This is a genomic window from Carboxylicivirga fragile, assembly GCF_050589805.1.
Taxonomy (GTDB): domain Bacteria; phylum Bacteroidota; class Bacteroidia; order Bacteroidales; family Marinilabiliaceae; genus Carboxylicivirga; species Carboxylicivirga fragile.
On the sequence record NZ_JBNGOY010000001.1, the window covers coordinates 150,941 to 177,503 of the forward strand.

The 26,563-nt window shown below is 36.5% G+C and carries 19 protein-coding genes; 8 read left to right on the forward strand and 11 right to left on the reverse strand.

Annotated features, from left to right (window positions below):
* Positions 1-131: 131 nt before the first annotated feature.
* From hrpB to ACRD7B_RS00720, 4 genes are all read right to left on the reverse strand, one after another.
* Complete coding sequence (gene hrpB / locus ACRD7B_RS00705) at positions 132-2,612, reverse strand: ATP-dependent helicase HrpB (RefSeq protein ID WP_430822513.1); 2,481 nt, start codon at positions 2,610-2,612, stop codon at positions 132-134.
* Between the two features lie 84 nt (positions 2,613-2,696).
* Positions 2,697-4,151: an aminoacyl-histidine dipeptidase gene (locus ACRD7B_RS00710; protein WP_430822514.1), complete on the reverse strand. Its 1,455-nt coding sequence runs from the start codon at positions 4,149-4,151 to the stop codon at positions 2,697-2,699.
* 37 nt (positions 4,152-4,188) lie between these two features.
* A complete protein-coding gene (locus ACRD7B_RS00715) occupies positions 4,189-5,058 on the reverse strand; it encodes a transglutaminase-like domain-containing protein (RefSeq protein WP_430822515.1) in 870 nt (289 codons plus the stop codon).
* A 3-nt stretch (positions 5,059-5,061) separates the two neighbouring features.
* Positions 5,062-5,937 carry a nucleoside phosphorylase gene (locus tag ACRD7B_RS00720; protein ID WP_430822516.1) on the reverse strand — a complete coding sequence of 292 codons (876 nt, stop codon included), beginning with the start codon at positions 5,935-5,937 and terminating at the stop codon, positions 5,062-5,064.
* A gap of 216 nt (positions 5,938-6,153) precedes the next feature.
* On the opposite strand from ACRD7B_RS00720, the gene ACRD7B_RS00725 reads away from it, so the two are divergent.
* Positions 6,154-6,603 carry a DUF4293 domain-containing protein gene (locus ACRD7B_RS00725; protein ID WP_430822517.1) on the forward strand — a complete coding sequence of 150 codons (450 nt, stop codon included), beginning with the start codon at positions 6,154-6,156 and terminating at the stop codon, positions 6,601-6,603.
* Positions 6,604-6,672: 69 nt separating this feature from the next.
* On the opposite strand, the gene odhB is transcribed toward ACRD7B_RS00725, so the two are convergent.
* Both odhB and ACRD7B_RS00735 read right to left on the reverse strand, forming a co-directional pair.
* Positions 6,673-7,935 (reverse strand): 2-oxoglutarate dehydrogenase complex dihydrolipoyllysine-residue succinyltransferase, encoded by a 1,263-nt coding sequence (gene odhB, locus ACRD7B_RS00730; protein ID WP_430822518.1) that lies wholly within the window; start codon positions 7,933-7,935, stop codon positions 6,673-6,675.
* An 84-nt stretch (positions 7,936-8,019) separates the two neighbouring features.
* Positions 8,020-10,842 carry a 2-oxoglutarate dehydrogenase E1 component gene (locus ACRD7B_RS00735; protein WP_430822519.1) on the reverse strand — a complete coding sequence of 941 codons (2,823 nt, stop codon included), beginning with the start codon at positions 10,840-10,842 and terminating at the stop codon, positions 8,020-8,022.
* A gap of 152 nt (positions 10,843-10,994) precedes the next feature.
* Here ACRD7B_RS00735 and ACRD7B_RS00740 point away from each other — a divergent pair, with 152 nt between their 5' ends.
* The 3 genes from ACRD7B_RS00740 (at position 10,995) to ACRD7B_RS00750 (ending at position 14,516) form a co-directional block, all read left to right on the forward strand.
* Positions 10,995-13,859, forward strand: coding sequence for a PD-(D/E)XK nuclease family protein (locus ACRD7B_RS00740; RefSeq protein ID WP_430822520.1), 2,865 nt, complete (start codon positions 10,995-10,997; stop codon positions 13,857-13,859).
* 136 nt (positions 13,860-13,995) lie between these two features.
* Positions 13,996-14,223 (forward strand): hypothetical protein, encoded by a 228-nt coding sequence (locus ACRD7B_RS00745; RefSeq protein WP_430822521.1) that lies wholly within the window; start codon positions 13,996-13,998, stop codon positions 14,221-14,223.
* On the forward strand, positions 14,220-14,516 hold the full coding sequence (locus ACRD7B_RS00750) for a type II toxin-antitoxin system RelE/ParE family toxin (RefSeq protein WP_430822522.1): 297 nt from the start codon (positions 14,220-14,222) through the stop codon (positions 14,514-14,516). The genes ACRD7B_RS00745 and ACRD7B_RS00750 overlap by 4 nt, the downstream gene beginning before the upstream one ends.
* Before the next feature lie 14 nt (positions 14,517-14,530).
* Here the strand turns inward: ACRD7B_RS00750 and trmD are convergent, their stop codons facing one another.
* Positions 14,531-15,208: a tRNA (guanosine(37)-N1)-methyltransferase TrmD gene (gene trmD / locus ACRD7B_RS00755; protein WP_430822523.1), complete on the reverse strand. Its 678-nt coding sequence runs from the start codon at positions 15,206-15,208 to the stop codon at positions 14,531-14,533.
* A 185-nt stretch (positions 15,209-15,393) separates the two neighbouring features.
* Here trmD and ACRD7B_RS00760 point away from each other — a divergent pair, with 185 nt between their 5' ends.
* The 3 genes from ACRD7B_RS00760 (at position 15,394) to yidC (ending at position 21,017) form a co-directional block, all read left to right on the forward strand.
* Positions 15,394-17,397, forward strand: coding sequence for a DUF349 domain-containing protein (locus ACRD7B_RS00760; RefSeq protein ID WP_430822524.1), 2,004 nt, complete (start codon positions 15,394-15,396; stop codon positions 17,395-17,397).
* Positions 17,398-17,538: 141 nt separating this feature from the next.
* A complete protein-coding gene (gene pyrG, locus ACRD7B_RS00765; RefSeq protein WP_430822525.1) occupies positions 17,539-19,140 on the forward strand; it encodes a CTP synthase in 1,602 nt (533 codons plus the stop codon).
* Positions 19,141-19,154: 14 nt separating this feature from the next.
* Positions 19,155-21,017, forward strand: a complete 1,863-nt coding sequence (gene yidC, locus ACRD7B_RS00770; RefSeq protein ID WP_430822526.1) for a membrane protein insertase YidC — start codon at positions 19,155-19,157, stop codon at positions 21,015-21,017.
* 380 nt (positions 21,018-21,397) lie between these two features.
* On the opposite strand, the gene ACRD7B_RS00775 is transcribed toward yidC, so the two are convergent.
* A complete protein-coding gene (locus tag ACRD7B_RS00775; protein WP_430822527.1) occupies positions 21,398-22,060 on the reverse strand; it encodes a Crp/Fnr family transcriptional regulator in 663 nt (220 codons plus the stop codon).
* Positions 22,061-22,214: 154 nt separating this feature from the next.
* Here ACRD7B_RS00775 and ACRD7B_RS00780 point away from each other — a divergent pair, with 154 nt between their 5' ends.
* Positions 22,215-22,496 (forward strand): hypothetical protein, encoded by a 282-nt coding sequence (locus ACRD7B_RS00780; RefSeq protein ID WP_430822528.1) that lies wholly within the window; start codon positions 22,215-22,217, stop codon positions 22,494-22,496.
* A 229-nt stretch (positions 22,497-22,725) separates the two neighbouring features.
* Here the strand turns inward: ACRD7B_RS00780 and ACRD7B_RS00785 are convergent, their stop codons facing one another.
* From ACRD7B_RS00785 to ACRD7B_RS00795, 3 genes are all read right to left on the reverse strand, one after another.
* Positions 22,726-23,895 (reverse strand): M43 family zinc metalloprotease, encoded by a 1,170-nt coding sequence (locus ACRD7B_RS00785; RefSeq protein ID WP_430822529.1) that lies wholly within the window; start codon positions 23,893-23,895, stop codon positions 22,726-22,728.
* A gap of 76 nt (positions 23,896-23,971) precedes the next feature.
* On the reverse strand, positions 23,972-24,943 hold the full coding sequence (locus ACRD7B_RS00790) for a hypothetical protein (protein ID WP_430822530.1): 972 nt from the start codon (positions 24,941-24,943) through the stop codon (positions 23,972-23,974).
* Positions 24,933-26,558 (reverse strand): RagB/SusD family nutrient uptake outer membrane protein, encoded by a 1,626-nt coding sequence (locus ACRD7B_RS00795; protein WP_430822531.1) that lies wholly within the window; start codon positions 26,556-26,558, stop codon positions 24,933-24,935. Before ACRD7B_RS00795 ends, ACRD7B_RS00790 begins: the two co-directional genes overlap by 11 nt.
* Positions 26,559-26,563: the final 5 nt, after the last annotated feature.

Here is a 26,563-nt window from a genome sequence, read left to right on the forward strand (position 1 = left end):
AATAATACCAATTATCGCCATTATTAGGTGAGCTGCAAGAATAAATATAAATACTGAGAAAAAGTATAAACTTAGAAGACTTACTCAACACCACTTGATATATCCTTTATCACTAATGTATTTAATCCCGTTTATTTCTTTTTTACCCCGTACACAGCCTTTGAATCCAAAGGATTTTCAGGCCAAAAGTGTTTAGGATACCGGGCTCTTAGCTCCTTACGAACTTCGAAATAAGCATCTTCCCAAAAGCTTTTTAAATCACCGGTAATCTGCACCAGTTTAAAACCCGGCGAAAGTAAATGCATTAATACCTTTTGATTACCATTATTAACGCTAGGCGTTTCATTCATGCTAAACACTTCTTGTAACCTCACAGGAAGAATTGGCACCGTACCATCAGAAGAATATTTGAGTTTAATATTTGATCCACTCGGCACTTTAATACGTTCTGGCGCTAACTTATTCAATAAGGTTTGAAGTTGGTAAGGAAGTGCATGTAATAGTACTTCAAGTAAATCAATTTTTTTCAGATCATCGGTTTTCTTAACCGAACTTAAATAAGGAGCTAACCACTCTCTTGTCGTATTTAAAAGTGAAGAAGTTGAAACATCGGGCCACGCATTGTTTTTATCCCATTTACGTATGGATAAAACTCGATTTTGAAATTGAACCACATCTTTATTAAAATCCAACAAATGCTCACCTTCTTTTTCAATGGCCTTGCAAATAGCCTCAACCTTAAGTTGTTCATCGAAGTTATTCAGTGGTTTACTTTGCAGAATGATACTGCCAATTCTTAGTTCGGTGCTAGCAGAAAAACCTCCTTTTTTGGTATCCCATTTAACATTATCAATAGTTTTGACCATTGGAGCCAAATCTTGAGGATTCAATGGTGACGCCAGAAATATTCTACCTACACCCTCACGAGCATTGACATGAGCAATTGCCAACCATGCTTCATGTGCCAAGTCATCTGTATGGCCTGCAGCAGCAATACTTCCATTTGCCAATTTAAATTGGGCATTGTTTCCTGGTTTAGCATGGGCAATGCGTTCAGGGTAGGCATGCACCAATAATAAGCCCGTCTCAAAGGGATCAACTTCGGTATTTTCAACCTCTGTGCCCGCAATTTGCCTGTATTGTCTTGCTATTTTCTCAATCCGAGCTAAAGGTTTACTTTTTAAATCACCTTTTCTATATCGTCTTAATGCTTCGATGCGCAGGTTAATATCAATGCCTGATTCTTTTCCCAAAGGGTCTCTTTCTTCAAGTATTGCCGCTAAATCGGAAGCCAGTGCACTTAATCCATCCTTTTTAGCCTCTATTAACATATGTGCCAATCGTGGATGGCAGGGTAACTTATGCAATTCGCGACCATGATTACTTATATTTGCACCTTCAACAGCATGCAAACTATTTAATAAAGCATAAGCCTGTTTTACATGTCCCTTTGGTGGGGTTGTAAGCCAACAAAGAGATTCAATATCCTTAACTCCCCATTGTGCCATATCCAAAACCAAGGATGTTAAATCAGCATCTAATATTTCTGGAAAGCGATGTTCTTGCTTTCGATTATGTGTTGCTTTATTCCACATTCGGTAACACACACCCGGCCCTAAACGCCCTGCTCTACCTGCTCGCTGATTAGCTGCATCTTGGGTAACTTCAATTGTTTCAAGGCGCGATAGACCAGTATTCGGATCAAAACGCATAGTTCTTCCAAAGCCGCTATCAACAACGGTTGTTACGCCTTCAATGGTTAAACTTGTTTCTGCTATAGATGTAGCCAATACTATTTTTCTTCTGCCATTTTTATCAGGCATAATGGCTGCATATTGTTTGGCTCCATTTAGCTGACCATATAAAGGATGGATTTGTACACCAAGTCGCTTATTTCTTAATAAGGTTTCGCAACTTCGAATTTCTCCTTCGCCTGGCAAAAACACCAGGATATCTCCCTCCTGCTCTTTCAATGCATTCACAACAATTCCAGATGTTAATTCAGCTATAGCCCTAACATCATTCTCACCTACATATTTAATTTCAACCGGATACTGTCGACCTTTACTCACAACTGTTGGACAATTTAACAAAACTGTTAGTTGAGGCATGTCCAAAGTTGCCGACATTATAACAATTTGCAAATCTGGCCTTAATACTTCTTGCGATTCGCGGCAAAGCGCCAATGCCACATCCGCAAAAATACTACGCTCATGGAATTCATCAAAAATCACCATTCCAACACCTTCCAAGGCGCCATCCGATTGAAGCATTCGAGTGAGGATTCCTTCAGTCACTACCTCAATTATTGTATCAGGTCCAATAACATTATCAAAACGAATACGATAACCTACGGTCTGCCCTACCTTTTCGCCAAGTAACTCCGACATGCGCATCGCTATTGTCTTTGCGGCAAGTCTTCTTGGTTCTAACATGATTATTTTTTGCCCCTTTTGTCTTGCATCCTCAAGCAAGGCCAGTGGCAGCAAGGTACTCTTTCCGGCTCCGGGAGGTGCATTGACAATTAAAGTATTCGTTGAACTGAGGTGCTCTTTAACTTCGTCAATTACCTCGGTAATGGGTAAATCTACTTTAAAAGGATCAAATATCATGTATGAACATTAAATGCTTAAAATAATAAAAGGCCGTTTCAAAGTTAATTCTGAAACAGCCTTTCCAAAAATATTTATACTATTTTAACTATCGATACGATTTAGAACATCAACTAAATGATTCCAAAACATTTCAACAGTATCAATCTTTATACGTTCGTCAGGAGAATGGGCTCCTTTTATTGTTGGACCAAATGATATCATATCCATGCCAGGATATTTTTCTAAGAACAAGCCACATTCTAAGCCAGCATGAATGGCACGCACTTCGGGCTCTTTTCCAAATAGTTCAATATATGAATCACGTGTGACTTTTAATATCTCTGAATCGGTATTAGGTGTCCATCCAGGGTAACCATCGCCGTGCTCTACCTCAGCTCCAGCCAACTCAAATACGGATCGTACCATATTGGCAATATCGTCACGCGCACTTTCTACAGAGCTACGCTGACTAGTTGTAATTAAAATATGATCATCCTTAATTTTAATAGCTGCTAAGTTGGTTGAAGTTTCCACCAAACCTGGTATGTCGCGACTCATTTCAATAACACCATGCGGACAAGCATATAGTGCATTCAGTAATCGCTTTTGTAAGTCCTCACTCAGTATTTTCGAAGGTAATTCAAGCGATTCCAACTTCATTCTCAAGCCCGGCTCGGTGACCTTAAGCTCCATCTGTACATCGTGAAACAGCACGTTTAACGCGATGCGAGATTGCTCCTTATACTTAGAAGGCACGACACATACGGCAGATGCTTCACGCGCTATTGCATTACGAAGGTTTCCACCATCAATGCTAGCTAAACGCATTTCACAATCGCGCGCCATTTCCCATAAATAACGGTTCAATATTTTATTGGCATTGCCAAGCCCCTTGTCAATCTCGTCGCCCGAATGCCCACCACTTAAACCTGTGACCTTAACTTTAAAAGCAAAGCCTGTTGATGGTGTACTTTCATATTCCAACGGAAACTTAGCAAGTGTATCGATACCACCAGCACAACCAATAAATAATTCACCTTCGTCCTCCGAATCCAGATTAAGCAATGTTCGCGAATCAAAAAATCCTTCTTTAAGTTCAAACGCACCAGTTAATCCCGTCTCTTCATCAACGGTAAACAAACACTCAATTGGTCCATGAGCAATGTCAGTAGCAGTTAAAACAGCCATTTGCGCTGCAACACCAATGCCATCATCAGCACCTAGAGTTGTACCTTCAGCCTTCACCCATTCACCATCAATGCGTGGTACAATTGCATCATTGTCAAAATCATGCTGAGTCTCATTATTCTTCTCGCAAACCATATCGATGTGCGATTGCAAAATAACAGCTCTAACATTCTCCTTACCTGCTGTGGCCGGCTTCTTAATTAAAACATTACCAATGTGATCCTTTTTTGCTTCCAGCTTGTGTTCGGCAGCAAAATCAAGAAGAAATTTTATAATTTTCTCTTCCTTCTTAGAAGGACGGGGAACCTGGCAAATATCCTCGAAATACGACCATACAACTGATGGTTTTAAATGAGATAATTTATTCATTAGTATCCTGTATTATTAATTAGGTATCATTTTATAATTATTCAAACAGTTCTAACAACTGTTTGATTTCATTCTTCTTAACTTCATCGCCACGATTATCAAAGGCATAACTCAAATTATTAAAAAGACGACGTACGATAATTGCATTATCACAAGGTAAGAAGTAATCTTCTTTTAATTTCAGTTTCTGCTGTTTCACAAAGTACTCAATTTCCTTACGTCCCAAAACAGCACCCTTATTTATGGGATTGACATAAAACAAAACGGAGGTAACATCTTTTATCTCGCCTTCTTCTTTTACGGCACTATCATCCATAAATGCAAGAATAAAGTTCTTGGGTAAATTTACTCCAAACACGGGTAAACCAAGCTCTTTACAAAGAATAGAGTAAATGATTGACAAAGAAATTGGATTGCCCTTTCGCGTTGATAATACTTCGCTAATGAAATTATTTTCAGGCGCTAAAAAACGATTGGTATTGCGCGAATACTTATGTGTATCGAACAACACATGGTTGACAATCCTAATTTTCTCCAAGGAAGTAAGGTGCTCATTTAGTTCCAACCAAATATCCTTTCGTAAGTCAGCTAGTTGAGCTTTTAAACTATCAATTGACAATTCAGGATATTGGTATTTACATACTAAAAAAGCACCATGCAATAAATCACGCGAATCCGTATTTAACCATTTACGAAGTTCAAGCTTTATATCGTTAAGTTGAATGTTATGAATTATTGCCTCAACCCTTTCTTGAAATAAACCGTTTAAAGAGTTTTCCCAGGCATCCTCCAATTCAGGCACGATATCCACCCTTTCTTTCAGTAGCTCATTTTCTACCGAAGAATAAATTTCTTCATTGGGATCGTCCAATAAAGTAATTAAGGCTTTTATCTTTTCTTTGTTCATCAACTATTTGCTTAAGCTTTCAAGTACGTATGGAATTAATGCTTTCATTACCGGCTTGTAATCTTTACTTGCAGTTCCAGCTAATCGGTTTGCTATAATAACACAAACGGTTGCTGCATTATGCCCCAAAAGAGCACTAAGCCCATAGATAGCAGAACACTCCATCTCGTAGTTTGTAACCCTTAAATCAGCCTGTCTGAATTGATTTATTTTATTATTAATATCCGAATCAGCCAAATCTAAACGTAATATACGTCCTTGAGGGCCGTAAAACCCAGGAGCTGATATGGTAACACCTTTAGTAACTTTTTCACCATCTAATTTATTTAACAAACTAGTGGACGCATTAACCACATAAGGCGCAGTTAGCTGAGGGTTCCAGTCTAAAGCTTTTTTAAAGTTGGACTCAAAATCCAGGTCACAAACAGCATCACGGTTAGCGTAGAAATTTAATAAACCATCAAATCCAATTGCTTTTTCACTTAATAACCAGGTATCAACTGGTAATTCTTTTTGCAACGAACCAGAGGTGCCGATTCTCACAAAATTAAGACTTGTTAATTCAGTTTTAACCTGCCTTGTTTCGAAATCAATATTAACCAGAGCATCTAGCTCATTAACTACAATGTCAATGTTATCGGTTCCTATTCCGGTAGCAATAACAGTCATTCGCTGCCCCTTATACATTCCAGTACATGACACAAATTCTCGATTACTACGTGTTAATTCGATGGAGTCAAAAAATGAGGAAACTATCTCAACTCTACCTGGATCACCAACAAGAATAATGTTATTTGATATTTCACCTGGCTTTAAGTGTAAATGGAAGACACTTCCGTCAGGATTTATAATTAATTCTGAAGCTTCTATTGTTCGCATGTGTGTTTATTTTCATCCAAATTAATGATTTTTTTTTGATATAACCTTTGCTAAATGATCTAAGATTTAAGAATTAAAAAATAAATCTCTCTTAATAAACACTTTGTAAGACATTTTAAATAAAACATCAATTCTACACTAAACATATGCATGAGCTTGCATCTTTAAAAACGATTTAATTAAATTTGCAGCTAGAAATTGAAAAATAAAAAAGAAATGATACAACGAATTCAATCTGTATACCTTTTAATTTGCACACTTCTTACAGGGAGCCTATTTTTTCTTCCATTAGCTAGTTTAAGCAACGATGAGAATACTTTTACCTTATTATATCGAGGACTTGATAATGGTACGGAATTAACTACACCTACACTTGCTTTGGCAATTCTTGTTTGTGTAGCAACTCTGGTTTCATTTATAAGTATCTTCCTATTTAAGAAACGCATGATTCAAATTCGCCTATGTGGATTAAATATGGGATTTCTAATTGGCACAACAGGGATGATATACTTCTTGGGATCACAAATGGCAAAAGAACTATCGGCTGAAATATCTTATCAGCTTCCAATGTTTTTTCCTATAGTGGCTTTAATTATTACTTTTCTTGCCATAAGAGCTATTGGTAAGGACGAAGCTTTAATTAAATCGATGGATAGGATTAGATAATTGATAAAATAACATATAACATAAAAGAGCTCAATTACTTGAGCTCTTTTTTTGTGCCTAATTTTATATCTATAATCCTAGAACCAGTTCTTCAGGATTAAATCCTCCTTGCAATAATTTGGCAGGATCTTCTATCATTTCTTTCACTTTCACTAAGAAACCAACGGAATCTTTACCATCGATAATTCGATGATCGTAAGATAAGGCCAGATACATTATTGGACGTATCTCCACTTTACCATTCACAGCAACCGGACGCTCAACTATATTGTGCATACCCATTATAGCCGATTGTGGCGGATTAATTATTGGTGTACTCAACATCGATCCAAATACTCCCCCATTAGTAACCGTAAAAGTACCACCAGTCATTTCTTCAATACCAAGTTTACCCTTACGCGCTTTCTCGGCTAAACCTTTTAATGACAATTCTAAATCGTGCAAGCCTTGTGTTTCAACATTACGAATCACCGGCACCATTAATCCTTTTGGTGTTTGAACAGCAACCGAAACATCATGGTATTCAGGCATTACAATTTCTTCCTGATCAATCATGGCATTTACCATTGGGTGATGTTTTAAAGCTAATGAGGCAGCTTTAATGAAAAATGACATGAAACCCAATTTTACACCATGCGTATCGATAAATTTACTTTGGTATTTTTTACGTAATGCCATAACTGCCGACATATCAACTTCGTTAAAAGTTGTTAGCATAGCCGTTTCGTTTTTAACCGAAACCAAGCGTTGACTTAATTTCTTACGTAAGGTTGTCATTTTCTGACGTTCAACTTCCCTGCCAGCCACAGCATCAACAAAAGTAGAAGAAGGTGAATTTGACACAGTCGATTCAGCAGGTAAACCTTTCACTAACTCAACCTCTTTGGTCGAAATTCGCTTCAAACCATTAATTATATCATCAGCATTCATGCCTGCTTCATCCATTAACTTCTGAGCTAATGGTGAAACTTTTGCATTTGAATGCTCCAGTGTTTCTTTAGTTTTTATTGCTTCCTTCGGCGTCTCAATTTCCTTTTTTGATTCAGCTTTAGTTTCTTCTTTAGCAGGAGCAGTCTTTGACTTGGCTTCTCCGGCAAAATCTGTATCAACAGAGCACGCTACGGAATCTACCGCAACCGTTTCACCGGCCTCTACCAACAGTTTAACTTTACCAGCTTCGGTTGCCAATAGCGAAAGCGTTGCCTTATCCGATTCTATTTCGGCTAATTCCTGATCTTTTTCAACAATATCACCATCTGATACAATCCAGGAAGCCAATTCAACTTCACTAATTGATTCTCCTGGTGTTGGAACTTTTATTTCAACTATCATTTGTTTCTTTTTTAGTCTGGAGTCGAAAGTTAGAAGACCGAAGGTACAACTATTGACTACTGACAATTAACGACTGACTAATTATTAAATCGAAAACCTTGGCGGCTCTTCAAAATATTTATGTTGTTTTAGAATTTCCGTTCGCGACTTACCGCTAACACACTGTAATCCACAATATTTCAGCTTCCTTTCGCAATGACATTCTTTAAACACTTTGCCAACAATTTCATTTTGCCCAATTACATGCAATCCATTTAATCCTGTAGCGGGACTTCCACTCGCCAAACGAGCTATTGGTTGAATATCTGCATTAGGCATATTGCTACGAATATAAGGCCAAGCGCCCATATTTTCAGGTTCTTCCTGTACCCACAAACGCAATAATGCATTTTTGTATTTCTTCAATACCGCATCAACTTGCTCCGTTGGGAAAGGATGTAATTGTTCCAGTCGCACTAGAGCAACATCAGTGGCATTTAATTCTTCCTTACGAGCCAATAAATCGTAGTAAATCTTACCAGTTGAAAATACAACCCGTGTTACCTTATCAACATCCACATTCGTATCGTCGATCAATTCTTTAAAACCATCCTTTTCAAACTCGCTTAAAGAAGATACACACTTAGGATGACGCAACAAGCTTTTAGGTGTAAACACCACCAATGGCACTCTAAAGTTACGCTTCAATTGACGGCGCATTACATGAAAGAAATTGGCTGGTGTGGTACAGTTAACAATTTGCATGTTGTTTCGAGCTGATAAAGACAAGAAACGCTCCATACGCGCACTTGAGTGCTCTGGACCTTGACCTTCGAAGCCATGAGGTAGCAACAACACAAGGCCATTCATTAAACCCCATTTCTCTTCTGCCGAAGATATATACTGGTCGATAATTACCTGTGCCACATTATAGAAATCACCAAATTGTGCTTCCCAAATAGTTAATCCATCAGGTTTAGCAAGTGCATAACCATATTCAAAACCCATTACCCCATATTCCGATAATAGAGAGTTAAATACTTTAAAAGGTGCTTGATCTGGTGAGATATGTTGAAGCGGACGATAGCGCTTATCTGAATCTTCAATGGTCATTGCCGCATGGCGATGAGCAAAAGTACCTCTTTCTGCATCCTGACCACTTAAACGCACAGGATGGCCTTCTTTAACCAAAGATGCATAAGCCAGTTGCTCACCCAGTGCCCAATCCAACTTATCGTTTTCAACCATTGCCTTTCTATCGCCGACAATCTTATGTAATTTCTTAAAAAAAGCTTTGTCTTCAGGTAAATAGTTAATGCGTTCCAGAAGCGATAGGAGTTCCTCCTTTTTAATAGATGTAACAGGTGATTTTATAAAATCTTTATTCGTTGAATAAGTATAATCGCTCCAATCTTCATTTAAGAAGCGTTGAATAAATACCTTTTCAATTTTCTTTGATGCACTTAAATCATCTTCCAAGCGTTGATTAAAATCATCGGCTTCTTTACGCGCATCATCCTTTGATACAACATTCTCTTCCAATAATTTATTACTGTAAATGTCGCGAGGATTAGGATGACGTGCTATTGTTTTATACAATGTAGGCTGTGTGAAACGTGGTTCATCACCTTCGTTATGCCCATATTTACGATACGATAGTATGTCGATAAACACATCCGAATTGAATCGCTGACGGAATTCCATGGCTAGTTCAATGGCATAAACCAAGGCCTCAACGTCATCGCCATTAACATGAAATACAGGAGATCGTGTTACTTTACCAACATCGGTACAGTATGTTGATGAACGGCCTTCCAGATAGTTAGTTGTAAAACCAACTTGATTATTTATTACCAAATGAATGGTTCCTCCGGTTTTATAACCACGCAATTGCGCCATCTGAACAACCTCGTAGGCAACTCCTTGCCCAGCAATAGCCGCATCACCATGAATAACAACAGGTACTACTTTGTCAAAATCCTTACCGTATTTATGATCAATTTTCGAACGAGATATGCCTTCAATAATAGGTGCAACTGTTTCAAGATGGGAAGGATTAGGCGCTAAATTAACACGAACCTTCTTGCCATTATCAGTAACAATATCATTGCCATATCCCAAGTGGTATTTAACATCACCCAAAGAAATGCCATCTTCGTATTCGTCACCAACAAACTCTTTGAAGATATTTTTATAAGGCTTGTTAAGAATATTTGTCAAAACATTAAGGCGACCTCGATGCGACATTCCAATGAGCACCTCCTCTGCCCCTAACTCAGAACCTTTATTAATAAGAGCACTTAAACCCGGGATGAGTGCCTCGGATCCTTCCAATGAAAATCTTTTTTGGCCAACAAACTTTTTATGAATAAAGGTCTCAAATCCGACCGCCATATTTAACTGACGAAATATTTGACGTTTCTTTTCTGGTGCGAACTTTGGCGTATTTCTATCGCCTTCCATTCGTGTGCGTAACCAACTTACAACTTCAGGGTGGCGAATATACAGGTACTCAACAGCAACTGACTGGCAATAAGTCTGCTGAAGATGAGCTAAAATATCTTTCAAAGGAGCAGGTCCCAAACCTAACTCATTCCCTGCCTGAAAAACAGTATTTAAATCCTTATCGCTCAATCTGAAATTTTCAAGATCGAGTGTTGGGTAATACTTACGACGTGATCTTACGGGGTTGGTTTGCGTAAATAAATGCCCACGCTGCCTATATGCATGAATTAGATTAATAACATCAAATTCCTTGTCTACATATCCCGACCCACTGGGTTGCTGATAATTTGCTATTGCAAAATCAAAACCCTTAAAAAAATCGTGATAACTTTCGTCAACCGACTCCGGATTATCTTTATATTGTTGATAGAGTTTATCAATGGCTTCTATGTTGCTGTTACCAACGAATGAGAATTTATCCATATAATTATATTTCTCTCCAAAAATTAAATGCCTTGAATAGCTTGGCTTGTTTAAGCAAAGTTAAAAACAATTTACACCTTGCTCTCTTAATTTATCGCTAATTTCACAGCATTTGATTAATTTCAACGTTTCAAATTTTAATTTATAAAAACATGACGTCAGGTTTTCTAAACGCCATTGCATCGTACTATTTTCAAAATTCTAAAACAGAATTGTCGAAGTTTTGTTTTGTTTTTCCTAGTCAAAGAGCTGGTATTTTTTTCACAAACCATTTGCGTCAATATATTCAATCCCCGATTTGGTCGCCCAACACCATTACAATCAACGACTTGTTTTCAAACCTGAGCAATTTAGTAGTTGCAGATAACATTACACTACTTTTTAACTTACATCAGGTTTATAAAGAGATTACTCAAAAGGATGTTAGCTTTGAAGAGTTCTTGCCCTGGGGAGAGATGTTTTTAAATGATTTTGATGATATTGATAAATATTTAGTTGAAGCAGATCAATTATTTTCAAACCTCCTTTCGCTTAAAGAATTAGACGATGATTACAGCCATTTAAGCGACAAGCAAAGAGAAGCCATTCAATCTTTTTGGTCGACATTTGATACCCAAAAACGTTCAGAGCATCAAAACTATTTTCTGGAAACCTGGAAACAAATTCCAGAGGTGTATTTAGCCTTTCAGAAGCGCTTAAAATCTCAAGGCATTGCCTACGAAGGCATGGTATATCGACAAATAGCTGAGTTGATTAAAGATGAGAAGCACATCTATTTCGAGTGGGATAAAATCATTTTTGTAGGTTTAAATGCTTTGACTCCTGCGGAGATTAAACTAATGAACTATCTTAAGAAAAGAGACATCGCTTCTTTCTTTTGGGATTATTCAAGCTGGATGATTAATTCAGAGAGTGATGATAATAAGGTAAAACGACATGGTCCTGGCTTTTTTATTGAGGAGAATTTATTTCGCTTTCCTCATCCCAAAGATTTTAATATGCCAATGTCGAAAGAAGCACCTGAAATAACCATTACAGCCGTTGCTAATCCGACCGAACAATTAAAATCTGTTCATCAGTTTCTTGAAAAGGAATACATAAGTGACATGAAATCGGCCGTTATTCTAGCCGACGAAACACTTTTGATGCCAGCGCTTCATGGCATACCAACCAATGTAGACAGGGTAAACGTAACCATGGGTTATCCTTTAAATAACACACCGGCGTACGGATTAATCGAAGCCTTACTAAATCTGCAACAGCAAGTGCGCTTAGGAAGTGCAAATGAAGTGTGGTTGTATCATCGACATGTTTTACCATTATTGCAGCATCAATATATTTCAATGCTTGCCGAAGTGGACTGTCTTGTTCTCCACAAAAAATTGGTGAGTAGAAATTACATCTTCATTAAGTCAACTGAGTTACAAATCAACTCGCTTTTTAAACTCATCTTTAAAAAAGTTGAAGGTGGTAACGAATTGGCATCCTATCTAATTGAGATTCTTTCTAAGGTTTATGAATTATTAAAACAATCGGAAGAAAAAATTATAGAACAAGAATTTATTTTTGCTATTCATAAAAGCATCGTTCGTTTGCAAGATTTGTTAGAGCAAAATCAACAAGCCGATCTGGATTCTAAAACATGGGTTAAACTCTTTAAGAAGTTGGCCGATTACCAGACAGTACCGTTCAGAGGCGAACCCTTAGCTGGTTTACAGGTAATGGGTATTCTTGAAACACGCGCACTTGATTTTGATAAGCTAATTATTCTAGATTTAAATGAAGGTGTATTTCCGCGCACATCGCCACCAAACACTTTCATTCCTGCCACCTTGCGTGCAGGCTTTGAATTGCCAACCATCGAATTTCAGGATGCCATATTCTCTTATTATTTCTTCCGTCTTATTCATCGTGCCAAGAAAGTTGAATTACTATACTCCACGGGTGCTCAAGGAATGAAATCAAGCGAGATGAGCCGCTACTTATACCAACTAAAATATGAATTTAATGCCAGCATAAAACAAAAAACAACAACAGGAAAAGTATCCTTAATGAGTGCACCGCTTGTTAAGGCTGATAAAAATGTGCAAGTCTTAGAGCAGCTCGAAAAATTTACTAATAAAGGTGATAAAATTCTATCACCAAGTGCCCTATCCGTATATATTGAATGTCCGTTGCGTTTTTACTATCAGAAAATTGCCAACATAAAAGAGCCGGATGTAATTACAGAGGAAGCAGATGCGCGAATTTTTGGTCTTATTTTTCATGATGTAGTTGAAAAGCTATACGAAAATCATAAAAACAAAGAAGTAACATCAGAAAACATCGACCACTGGTTAAAAAACATTGCTATTCTGGATGCATTAATTAAGGAAGGCTTCAATACTCATATTATGGATTACGAAAAAGGTCGTAAATCATTTACTGAGATTCACGGTAAAAATGTGATGGTATTTGAGGTGATTAAACGCTACCTTATTCAATTTCTGAAAATTGAAAAGAAGAATACACCATTTACAATTATTGATTTGGAAAAAAGTGTGAATTGGCTATTTACTACATCAAATGGAAGGGAAATAAACTTAGGTGGCATCATCGACCGACTTGAAGAAAAAGATGGCATTATAAAAGTAATGGATTATAAAACAGGATCAGGTGCGCCTAGTGTTGATGATATTGCTGACTTGTTTAATACGGACAAACACAAGAAAAACAAGGCTATTTTCCAAACTCTATTGTATTCTCTTATATTGGACGAAACAAGTAATGAGACAAAGCAATTGCAACCTTCAGTAATATGGGTTCGTGATGTATTTAAATCAGATTATGACACGAAGTTATATCTAAAGGAAAAGAGAAATCTTACTCCAATATTTCTACAGGCAGTTAAGGAAGAGTTTAAAAGTGGATTAGATGCCTTAGTCAACGAAATTTATGATGACACCATTAGTTTTGAACCATGCGAAGACATTGAAAAATGTAAATTTTGCACCTACAAATCGCTTTGTAATAGATAAGATAAATTACTTAACTCACGATTTAAAAGACTTGATGTTTATACCCACAGTAAGTGTATAAGTCTAACAATAATGTTACTGTCCAATATGATTACCAAATTGAGCAGAAATCATTAAGTTTGTAAAAAACAGCACTATGAATACAATAGAAAAAAGAGATTATATACATAATCATCTTGGTAGACTTTTGGATAAGGATATTGATGAGATGTTCGAAAAAGTAAAGTTGTTAATTGAAGAGAATATTATATTGACGGAAGAGCAGGAAACTGAACTTACAAATAGAATAGAGAGACACAAAAACGGCACATCAAAATCATATACTTGGCCCAACATAAAAGATGAGATTCACAACCGAATATGAGTTATACTATCTATTTTAAGGAAGAGGCAAAAAATGATATTATTGACGCTTATGATTGGTATGAAAATAAACAAAAAAATCTAGGTGAAATTTTTGTGAGCGAAATAGAAAGATACTTGGACATTCTTAAACGAAAACCACTAATTTTTCGGGAAAGAAAAAAACAACTGAGATATTGCCCCATTAAACGCTTCCCGTTTATTATTGTATTTGAAGTTGAAAATAAAGCGGTTATAGTTTATGCGATTTTCAACACCTACCAACACCCCTCACAAATTGATTCAAGAAAGTAAAAAACTAACTCTCACTATTCGTCCAACAAGTCAGGCCTTAACTGCTTAGTTCGATCGTACGCTTGCTCTTCACGCCATTGATCAATTTTAGCCTGATTACCACTTAGAAGCACTTCAGGCACTTTTCTACCCTTGTAATCCGCTGGACGCGTATAAACCGGAGGCGATAAAAGTCCATCCTGAAAGCTATCAGTTAAAGCGGATGTTTCATCCGACATAACACCTGGAATCAAACGAATGATCGCATCGGAAACTACTGCGGCAGCAAGCTCTCCACCAGTTAATACAAAATCGCCTATGGATATTTCTTGAGTAACATACATGTCGCGAATACGTTGATCGATACCCTTATAATGACCACAAATAATAATAATGTTCTGAGCCAATGAAAGCGTATTTGCAATGCGCTGATCAAATCGCTGACCATCTGGTGTCATGTATATTATTTGATCATAGGTGTGCTCCGACTTTAACTTATCTATAAGGTCTGCGATAGGTTGAATTGTCATTACCATGCCAGCTCCACCACCAAAAGCATAGTCATCAACTTTTTTATGCTTATCTAAGGTATAATCACGAATGTCATGAAACTTCATTTCTACCAATCCCTTATCCATAGCACGCTTCATTATGGATTGCGTTAATGGCCCATCAAACATCTCAGGAAACAAGGTTAAAATATCTATACGCATTGATCAACTTTTTTGCAAAGATAGCTAAAAGCTGCTAGCTGCCAGCCATCAGCTAATAGCAATTCACTAATGGCTTTCTTTTTCAAGCAAAAAATTTGCCTATTGCCCGATAAACAATATATTCGTAGGATAAATTGATGCTAAGCAAATTACTCGCCTGGCACAGAAAATGAACTCATAAGCTTATGGAAGCACAAGATCTAAACAAACCGTTAGAAGAAAATGATGGTTTGAATTCAGAAACAAATTCTGAAAATACGACAAATGAAGAAACAACACCGCAAGAAGCAACTACTGCGGACCCTGAAAAAGAGACTGAATCTGTTCAAGAAGAAAAGATAGCAGAACCAGTTGAGGAAGTTAAACCCGACGAAAAATCAGAACAAGAAGAAGTAAAAGTAACCAACGAGGTTGAATCTGATTCTGAGGAAGAATCTGGTGAAAAAGAGGAACATGTAATTGAACCTGTTGATCACATCATGCTTCATAAAAATGAACTGGTTGATCGTTTAAAGGAAGTTCTTCAAAGCTACCCGGTTGAAAAACTAAGAGATGAAGTAGAAGCTATTAAGTCTGCTTTTTACAAAAAACACAGTGCCGAACTTGAAGACCTTAAACGAAAGTTTATTGAATCAGGTGAGAAAGAGGAAGACTTTAAAGCGCCTGTTGACACTCAAGAAATTGACTTTAAAAAGTTTCTGCAACAATTTAAGGAGCGCAAAGCAGAATTTAACCGTCGTATTGAGGACGAAAAAGCTAGCAACTATAAGGCTAAACTAGAGGTTATAGAAGCCATTAAGGAATTGATAAATCGTCAGGAATCATTAAACGATACATTCCAGCACTTCAGAGAATTGCAACAACAATGGCGCAATATTGGCTCTATCCCACAAAACAAAGTGCATGACTTGTGGGAAACTTACAACTATCACATTGAGAATTTCTACAATTACATAAAGATAAATAAAGAATTACGAGATCTTGATTTGAAGCGTAATCATGAAGCTAAAATTGGTTTGTGCGAAAAAGCTGAGAAGCTATTATTAGAGCCAACCATTGTTAAAGCTTTTAAAACGCTTCAGAAATTTCATGAGCAATGGCGCGAAATTGGCCCTGTACCTCGTGATCACAAAGAAGAGTTATGGCAACGTTTTAAGGAAGCGACATCTTTAATTAATAAACGCCATCAGGCCTATTTCGAAAACCTTAAAGATCAACTACAGAAGAATCTTGATGCGAAATCGGAATTGTGTGAAAAAGCCGAAACACTTTCAGCAGTTGATTTACATTCGCCAAAAGAATGGGAAGCAAAAAGCAAAGAGCTTATAGAATTGCAAACCATATGGAAAACCATTGGTTTTGCTCCTAAAAAAGACAACAATCGCATTTACGAACGTTTCCGCACGGCTTGTGATACCTTCTTTAATAAAAAACGTGAGTTCTTTAAATCATATAAATCGGAACAAGCAACCAACCTGCAGTTGAAAACTGAGTTATGTATTCAGGCTGAAGCAATGAAAGAAAGTACCGATTGGAAACGAACAACTGACGAGTACATAAAAATTCAGAAGCGCTGGAAAGAAATTGGCCCTGTACCACGTAAACAATCAGATGTTGTTTGGAAACGTTTCAGAACTGCTTGTGATGCTTTTTTTGAGCATAAATCAAGTTTCTTTAGCGATAAAGACGAGATTCAGGATAAAAACCTTGAACTGAAGGAAGCTTTGGTTAAGGAATTGGGTGAGTTTAAACCGCATGAGAATTCTGAAGATAACTTCAAGGCACTTCAAGGGTTTCAACATCGCTGGTCAGAAATTGGTCATGTACCTATTAAGGAAAAAGATAGAGTAAACCAGGCATTCAGGGCTTTAATCAATCAGTATTTCGACAACCTTAAATTGAACGAATACGATAAAAATGTTGAGAAATTCCGTAATAAGATTGAAAATTACAAAACAGCTGATTACTCTGGAGATCGTTTAACTCAGGAACGAAATAAGATCATTTCGAAGCTAAAACAACTTGAGAGCGATATTACACTTTGGGAAAATAACATTGGTTTCTTTGCCAAATCAAAAAAATCAGAAGCTTTGGTTCGTGATTTCACGCACAAGATTGAAACCGGAAAGAAAAATATCAAACTGCTTAACAAGAAGTTAGACATGTTGGAAGACATGAATAAAAAATAATTACTTAGGTCGGCTTATCGCCGACCTTTTTTTTGAACCATTAATAAATTATAGTCCTAATTATTAATGGTATTTTTCTACCTTTGTGGTTTTTAAATTTGACTCGTCAGAGTTGTTGAAATAACTATTAAAAATACTGTTGTGCCGGAAACAAGATATGTATTTGTCACCGGAGGTGTGGCCTCCTCATTAGGAAAAGGAATTATTTCAGCCTCATTGGCTAAATTGTTACAAGCACGTGGATATAGCGTAACAATTCAAAAGTTAGACCCCTATTTAAATGTTGATCCTGGAACCTTAAATCCATACGAACATGGTGAATGTTATGTAACTGAGGATGGTGCCGAAACGGATTTAGATTTAGGTCATTACGAACGATTCCTTAATGTGCCTACCTCACAAGCCAATAATGTTACCACTGGTCGTATTTACCAGAATGTAATTAATAAGGAACGAAAGGGAGATTATTTAGGAAAGACTGTTCAGATTATTCCTCATATTACTGATGAAATTAAACGTAACATTAAATTACTAGGTACTAAGCACAAATACGATTTTGTGATTACCGAAATTGGTGGAACAGTTGGTGATATTGAATCCTTACCTTATATAGAGGCTGTTCGTCAGTTAAAGTGGGAATTAGGACACCGTGCTGCAGTTATTCACTTAACACTGGTACCATTCCTTAATGCTTCGGGTGAATTAAAGACGAAACCGACACAACACTCGGTTAAGCAACTATTAGAAATAGGTGTTCAGCCAGATGTACTTGTACTTCGTACCGAACATCACTTAGATCAGGATATACGCAAGAAAGTGGCCTTATTCTGTAATGTGGATAGCAAAGCAGTTATTCAATCGATAGATGTAAAAACCATTTACGAAGTACCTGTTAAAATGCAGGAAGAAGGATTGGACGAAATTATTCTTAAAAAACTTGAATTACCAGTTGAAGAAAAACCTGCGCTTAAAGACTGGAAGGGTTTCTTAAATAAGCTAAACAAGGCTAATAAGATTGTAAAAATTGGCTTGGTTGGAAAATACGTTGAATTAGCAGATGCTTACAAGTCAATTATCGAAGCCTTAATTCATGCCTCCACCTATAATGATCGTAAAGCCAAAATAGAGCTGATTCATTCTGAAACTTTAAATCCTGATACGGTTGCCGACAAACTAAAGGGGCTAGATGCCATATTGGTTGCACCTGGATTTGGGCATCGAGGCATTGAAGGTAAATTAGAAGCGGTTAAATATGCGCGTGAAAACAATGTGCCATTTTTAGGTATTTGCTTAGGTATGCAATGTGCGGTTATTGAATATGCACGTAATGTAATGCAATTACCAGATGCTAACTCCAGAGAAATGAATCACAAGACCGTTAATGCTGTGATTGATTTAATGGAAGATCAGAAGAATGTTACCGATAAAGGTGGTACAATGCGATTGGGAGCCTACGAATGTAAACTTAAGGAAGGAAGTAATTCGTTTTCGGCATACAATTCTGAATTGGTACACGAACGTCACCGCCATCGTTATGAATTTAATAATGATTTCCTTGAGACCTATGAAAAAGCTGGTATGAAGGCTGCTGGATGCAATCCTGAAACTGGTTTGGTTGAAATCATGGAAATTCCAAAACATAAATGGTTTGTTGGTGTTCAATTCCACCCTGAATACAGCAGTACTGTTCTTAAACCACATCCTATATTCTTAGCTTTTATTAAAGCTGCTATAAGTGAATAAAAAATAAACATACAATGGATAAAAATTCGATAACCGGAATTATTCTTATAACTGCAATACTTGGTTTTGCCTGGTGGTACAACAAACCATCGGAAGAACAAATTGCAGAACAACAGCGTTTACGCGATTCCATCGAGCAAGTTGAATTAGTAAAGATAAAAGCTGAACAACAAGCGCGTGAATTGCAGGCTCAACAAGCGCAAAAAGAAGTTGAAGAGGCTGCTCCAGTTGATTCGGCTCAAATAGAGGCTGAATTAAATAGCCGATACGGATTATTTGCATCTGCTGCCGAAGGTTCTGAAGAGTTCATTACTCTTGAAAATGATGTTGTTAAAATTAAACTAACATCAAAGGGTGCACGTATTTATTCGGTTGAATTAAAGGACTACCAAACACACGATGGACAGCCGGTTATACTAAGCGATGGCGACCAAAATAAATTTGGTTTCAACTTCGTTCATAATAGTCGCGTTTTTCATACGAATGACCTTTATTTTGAAAAGATAAGTTCAAGCACTGATAAAGTTGACTTTATTGTTAATGCTGAAGAAGGTAAGATGCTATTTAGCTATACCCTACCAGAAAATGGCTACATGCTTGACTTTAATATATCAACTTCTAATCTTCAAAACATTATTGCCACCAACTCAGGAGCTCTAGAGATGGATTGGACAATGGATGTAATGGCGCAAGAAAAGGGCGTTAAATTTGAGCGTCAACGTGCAGGTGTATACTATCTATTTGGTGAAGATGATGTGGATGACATTACAGCTACCAGCTCTGATTCTGAAGAGTTAAGAACCAAATTAAAATGGGTGGCTTTTAAAGATCAGTTCTTTTCGTCTGTATTTATTTCGAAAGATCAATTCTTAAGCGGTCAGGTTAGTTTAGATGTTCCGGAAGATCAGAATGACAGATTGATTATGAGTGCTGCTGCTAAAGTAGCTGTACCATATACTGGTAACGACAATTTAGATTTCAACTTTTACTTTGGACCAAACGATTTTAAGGCGCTTAAACCTTATGAGGAAGAGCTTAACCTTCGTAAATTAGTGTATTTAGGATGGGGACCTCTTAGAGTTATCAACCTTGGTGTTATTGAAGTATTCCATTTCTTCGAGCGTTTCATTAGCAATTACGGATTAATCATTCTTGTATTAACGATTCTAATCAAGATGCTTCTCTTTCCACTAACCTACAAGTCGTATATTTCAACGGCTAAAATGAAGGTTTTGAAACCTCAGATTGAAGAGATCAATAACAAGATACCGAAAGAAAAATCAATGGAACGCCAACAGGCAACCATGGCATTGTATCGCAAAGCAGGTGTAAACCCAATGGGTGGCTGTTTACCAATGTTACTGCAAATGCCGATTCTGTTTGCCATGTTCCAGTTTTTCCCTGCATCCATTGAGCTACGTGGCGAAAGTTTCCTATGGGCAACTGATTTATCGAGCTACGATTCAATTTATGAATGGGATAAGTACATACCTTATGTGAGTGATTATTTTGGAAATCATATTAGTTTATTCTGTCTACTAATGTCGATTACAAATATCGTGTATACTAAAATTAACCAGGAAATGACTCAAAGCAGTCAGCAAATGCCTGGTATGAAAGGTATGATGTACATGATGCCAGTAATGTTCTTGGTATTCTTTAATAACTATGCTTCAGGTTTAAGTTATTACTATTTTATCTCAACGCTTATTACCATTGGTCAAACTTTGTTAATTCGTCGTTTTGTTGATGAAAAAGCATTATTAGCTAAACTTAAGGCTAATCAAAAGAAACCTTCTAAAAAATCTAACTTTCAGAAACGATTGGAAGATATGCAGAAGCAACAAAAGCAAGGTGGCAACAAGAAAAAGCGTTAAGCTACTTTAGTTCTAAAATATAAATGCCGTTAAAGATTATTCTTTAACGGCATTTTTTTTATTGGTAAGGTCTTTCTAAGTGGCATTAAGATGCATTCGTTGTGATACAAATAAACCAAATCCGATAGCTATCGGATTTGTAATAAATAGGTATCATTAGTATGAATCTATTCTTTTTTTATCTCCCCTTTAATTATCAAAGTAGAATGTTTTCTATGACTGAAAGTCATATTTATTTTAACCCAAGCTACTATGCTTGGGCAAAATAAGATAGTTAAATTAATCAAGACTCAGTCTTGCAAACGATATTAAACAGCTTATTCCTCAGATATATCTATTGATCTATAAATACCCTCAACTCTGCCGAATTTTTAAGCATTCTACGAAATCATCACAATCTTCTGTAACTTTTCCTTACTTACAATGCTTATCTCCCTTCTATTAAAGGCAAGTACACCATCTTCTTTAAATTCGGTGATCAAGCGACTAACAGACTCTTTTGAAGTTCCAATCCATCTGGCCATATCCACACGCGAAATAACCAATGGAATAGGCTCATCATCTTTGGTTTGAAATAGCTCTTGTAATTTTAAGAATAAATTAGCCAAACGTCCACGTACCGTTTTTTGAGAGATTTCAATTAATGAATTACATGTTTGCTTTAACTCTTCCATGGTTTGTTTCATCACCATTTCGGATAAGGCTTTATCTTCTTTCATGGCTTTAATTAAAGCATCACCCGGAATAACACACACTTCACTTTCAGTTAGGCTTTCACAACCAGTCACTTCCGGCTCATCTGACAAAAGTGAATGAAAACCTATTAAACTCCCGGCTTTCACTAAACGAACGATCTGTTGATCTCCTTTTTTTCCGCTACGAAATATTTTGAGCAAACCACTCTTTACGTAATAAGCATGCTTCATAGTTGAATCCTGGGCATATACCACATCACCAAATTCGTACTTTCTACACTTTTTAAAAGTTAAATCACTTAACTTATTTTGAGCTTCAAAGAAGGATGTATAATTGAATGATACCATATTACGACGTTTAATAATGCTGATTATTTAAACTCTGTTGAGCTTATTTGCAATACAAAGGTAAAAATAATAATAAATCTATTCTGACAATTATCATTCCCTTATTACTGATGCCCTTATTCAGGACTTGTGTTTTGTTTAAAAAATTCAAAAAGTGAATACCTTACACAAGTCACTTACTACCTTATCCGATTCAGATGCTGGTTTATTTCTTGCAGTTGAAACCTTATACAATTCAGTCAAGAGTTTATCTAAGTCAGTTGACATTTTATCTGAGTCAGTGAAGGATTTATTTCACTCAGCTAATACTTTATTTAACTCAGTTAATACTTTATGGCACGATAAAATCTTAACTAACACCCATTATGCTTTAATTGCCCTGAATAAGACTTTATGGTACAATGGCAAAGAGAAGAAACAGTTTGGAAGTATGTGAATAGTATTGAAACGGATAAACGTAAAAAAAGTGTAGATACGTTTATCTACACTTTTAACACACTCAAATTAGTCGTCGTATTACTAATTTAAAACTCAATAAAAACTACCCCGGAAGACTCAATCAGACCGGGATAGTACCTAGGGGTAGGATTTGTGGTTGTTATTTATGGTAATGGCTTACTAAGCCTTTATTAATTTCACGTTTCTATTGGTGTAATACCTTAGTATTATTTAATGTACACCTTCTTGCTTATTACATGTCCTTGCGATATAATTCTCAAAAAATATATACCTGATACGGCATATGTAAGTGATGTATTATTAGTTTCGGCCACTTTATTTCCAGTGATATCGAATAATTCAGCCTTAAATGTATCTAACCCTTCAATGTTAATTATGCCATGTGATGGATTAGGATATACTTTTAATTTATTTTCGATTTCCTCTTGCAACCCTGTTACAGTATCATCATATATGCCTGTAAAAATTAAATTATCCTCTGACCAAAGATTACTTCGATAGTCGTGTTCCATCCAATATGTCATCAATTCTCCTTGATCATTTGTAAACATGGCTGTACAGCCTGAGTAAGACATAAAATTCTCAGTATTTACCAATCCATCGCTACAAATATCACCCTTTGAACATTCCCATGCTTCGCATTTTGTTATTGGTGTATCTTCTATACCGTCATCTCCACAACTTGTATATGAGGCACCAAAAACATGTGACAAGCCCAAATAATGGCCAACTTCATGTGTCAAAATATCATTGTTTGGAGTATAGGAGTGATTAATCATTTTATAATTATATACTATACCAGCCCATTTACCGCCTTGATCGTAACTTGGTAGATAGGACCAGCCACTACCCATATCATCTCCGTTGACATTATAAGTCAACCAAATTTGAAGATATCGTTGTGTACCACCAATGTTACTACCGGTATTAAAATTCTGATAGGACTTCAATGTACTGTTCGAGCCCGGATTATCACCTTTCCAGTCTTTTTTATTATAGGTAATGCCATTAAAGGCATCGCCATATTTATCTTTTTTAGCTAAATGAAATTTGTAGTTACATTGAGCTATAATGGGTTTAAATGTGCCTTGTACATTATCAACGTTACGATGCTGACCAGAAAAGTTTCCATTTAGCAAGTCAATGGCATACTGCGCATCTTGCAATGTAAATTTCGATTGTGGATCACTGGGATCAAACACATGAAAAACAACAGGTATGTGATAAGTACTCTGAGTCGATTTTAATTTTAATCGTTCACTCTTAGGTACAACATGTACATCGTTGCAACTGCAAACTATACGTGGATCAATATTTTGAGCCCTAGTACCCAGTGAAATAACAAATAATAATATTATCAGAAGTTCCCCCTTCATAATTCTTGATAACTAAGTTGTGGATTTGATGAATTAAATTGAGAGGCTAAAGTTTTAGCCTCTCAATTTATATTATTTACTCTACTTGACCAGCTTTTATAGAAAGCCCTTGTGTTTCCATACAATGTTCATAAATATTCATGACCAATCCATCATCAGAAATGCTTACATAGGTCCATGCATTTACATCAACGCCATAAAATTTGATACGAGTAGCTATATAGCCTGATTTACCAAATTGCTCTTCATGTACAATCGGAATAGCATAAGCATCACCATTTGATTCAAACCACTCGAAACTTTTCTCGTTAATAATTTCATCTTCCTCAAGGAAGTTGATATAATTAACGCCATCAATTACTTTATATGCAATCTTTGCAGCTTTTGGATCTAAGGTTAATTTATTATCCGGTCGTAACCAAATACCAGTCCAGAACCTTTGTACAGGCCAATCATCAGTAGCACTATACCAATAAAAATCAAAACCTTGCCATGTTAAATCACCATTAGTCATTGGGTTCAACTTAGCCCAACTACTAGTCGCATCCATCCATCCCCAGAAACCTCCTGTGAAGAAATTAAATATTGGATCAGGACTAAGACGTTCTAGTTTGCAATTAATGAAAGTATTGTTGATTGCTTTATCTATTTCGGTTAAAGTGAGATCAAAAGTATAAGTAACCGTACCAAATGGTATTTTGCTACAATCGATTAATAACAACTCATAATCCTGACTATCATTGCCTTTATTAAGTAGTACATCACCATTAATCTCTACAATAGAACCTTCAGGCAAATTAGAGTTACTAATTTCTGCCTTATATCTCACATCTGCAGGCAAAGAAATTGTTGATTCAAATTTAACCGTGTAATACTGTAATTTATCAAATTCACCAATAATCTGATTAGTAGCATTAGCTTCTGTGCTTACTTCCACATCGGCAAGAGTTATCATCTCATCTTCGGGTAGCTCCATTTCGCATGATACCATTAAAGAGGCAAATGATATCAAGAAAATATATTTAAAGAAATTTCTTTTAGTTATCATATCCTGGATTTTGCTGTAGGTTAGTATTGTTTTTAACATCAGTATCAGGTAAAGGCAAAATCAATCGCGTATTATTGAAATCAATGTTCTTTACTACTGAATTGCTTGATTCGTATCTGCTAAAGTTTTGTCCAAGCCTTAATAGGTCAAGCATTCTAACACCTTCTCCAATAAATTCTAAACGTTTTTCAAGCATTATCTCTTCTAAAGTAACCCCTTCAGGTAAGGCATCATCAAAGTAACGTTGCTTAACCAACGCGTAAGCATCAAAAGCTAAAGATGGTTGATTCGTACGTGCACACGCTTCAGCTTTGATTAAGGCAATCTCAGAGGCTCGCATTATATTAAAATCACCGAAACCGCTCTTGTACTTAATTTCAACATCTGCCGGATTATAAAAGAAATCGCGCAAATTAACATTAAAGTCCTTTGAGGCAAATTTACCATACATCGCCGCTCCAATCATTTCATTACCCTCATCATCAAGGGTAGATTTTGCCAATCGGGTAGCCAGATCATCACCTTCTACACCATTTGCTTTCCATGCTTCAGGATGATAAAAATAGTCTAGTCTTTTATCCGCAATACTAAACTCATTAATTACATCTTCGCTCACACGTAATATGTCACCAGCATCATCATTATTAATATCCCAATGTTTAGCGTGAACATTATGCCCCATATCATCATCCAATGTGATGCTCATTAATATGGTCTCATCCAACTTTCGAGAAATTCCGTACTCTAAATCAATAAAATTATCTACTGGTTGAACCAAGGCCAATACAAAATCACATGATTCAATCGCCTTATTCAAAGCTTCTGCTGCCGTTATAGATACAGTTTCAGATAACTGGTAGGTATTGGAAGAGCCAACTGGTCCCGCTAAATTCATGTAAAAACGAGCTAATAAACCATGAGCGTAGGCTTTAGAAAAAGTCAAACTAACCATTTCCTGCTCTATAACATCATGCTCTATAATCAAATTCTCAGCTGCGAACATTAAATCCTCATATATTTGACGATATACTTCCATTGTTGTTGCTCTGGCAGGACGTAGGTCATAATCATTAACCAAAACCAACGGTACACCGCTATGCTCCGTATCTCTATTCGTTTCATGTACCGGTCGAGAATAGTAACTTAATAAGTCTAAATAGGTTGCTGCCCTTGCAACCCTGGCTTGCGCCTCATAATCTGCTTTTTCAACCTTAGCTGCCTCCGAATTCGGATCTAAGGGATCGTTAAGACCTGTTAATTCATTATTGATAATTAAATTACAAGCATCAATAATACCATAACATGCAATCCATGAATTCCTGGACGCACTATTATCCGCTAAACCTTGATTGTAATCAAAAATCAAATTAAACTCCGAATAACCATCGCGTCTGTAATTCAAAATATCTGCACGTGCTTCTTGCATCGAAACATTATAGTAATTCACTCTATTAAACATAGTTTTTACATAAATAGAGTGTAGAGCAGCCTCACAAGATGGCTTGGTTGCCAGGATATTATCTCTGGACAATACACTTTCCGGATTTCTTTCCAAGAAATCATCAGAACATGCAAATAGTGATATAATCGATAAAAAATATAATATCTTTTTCATAATTC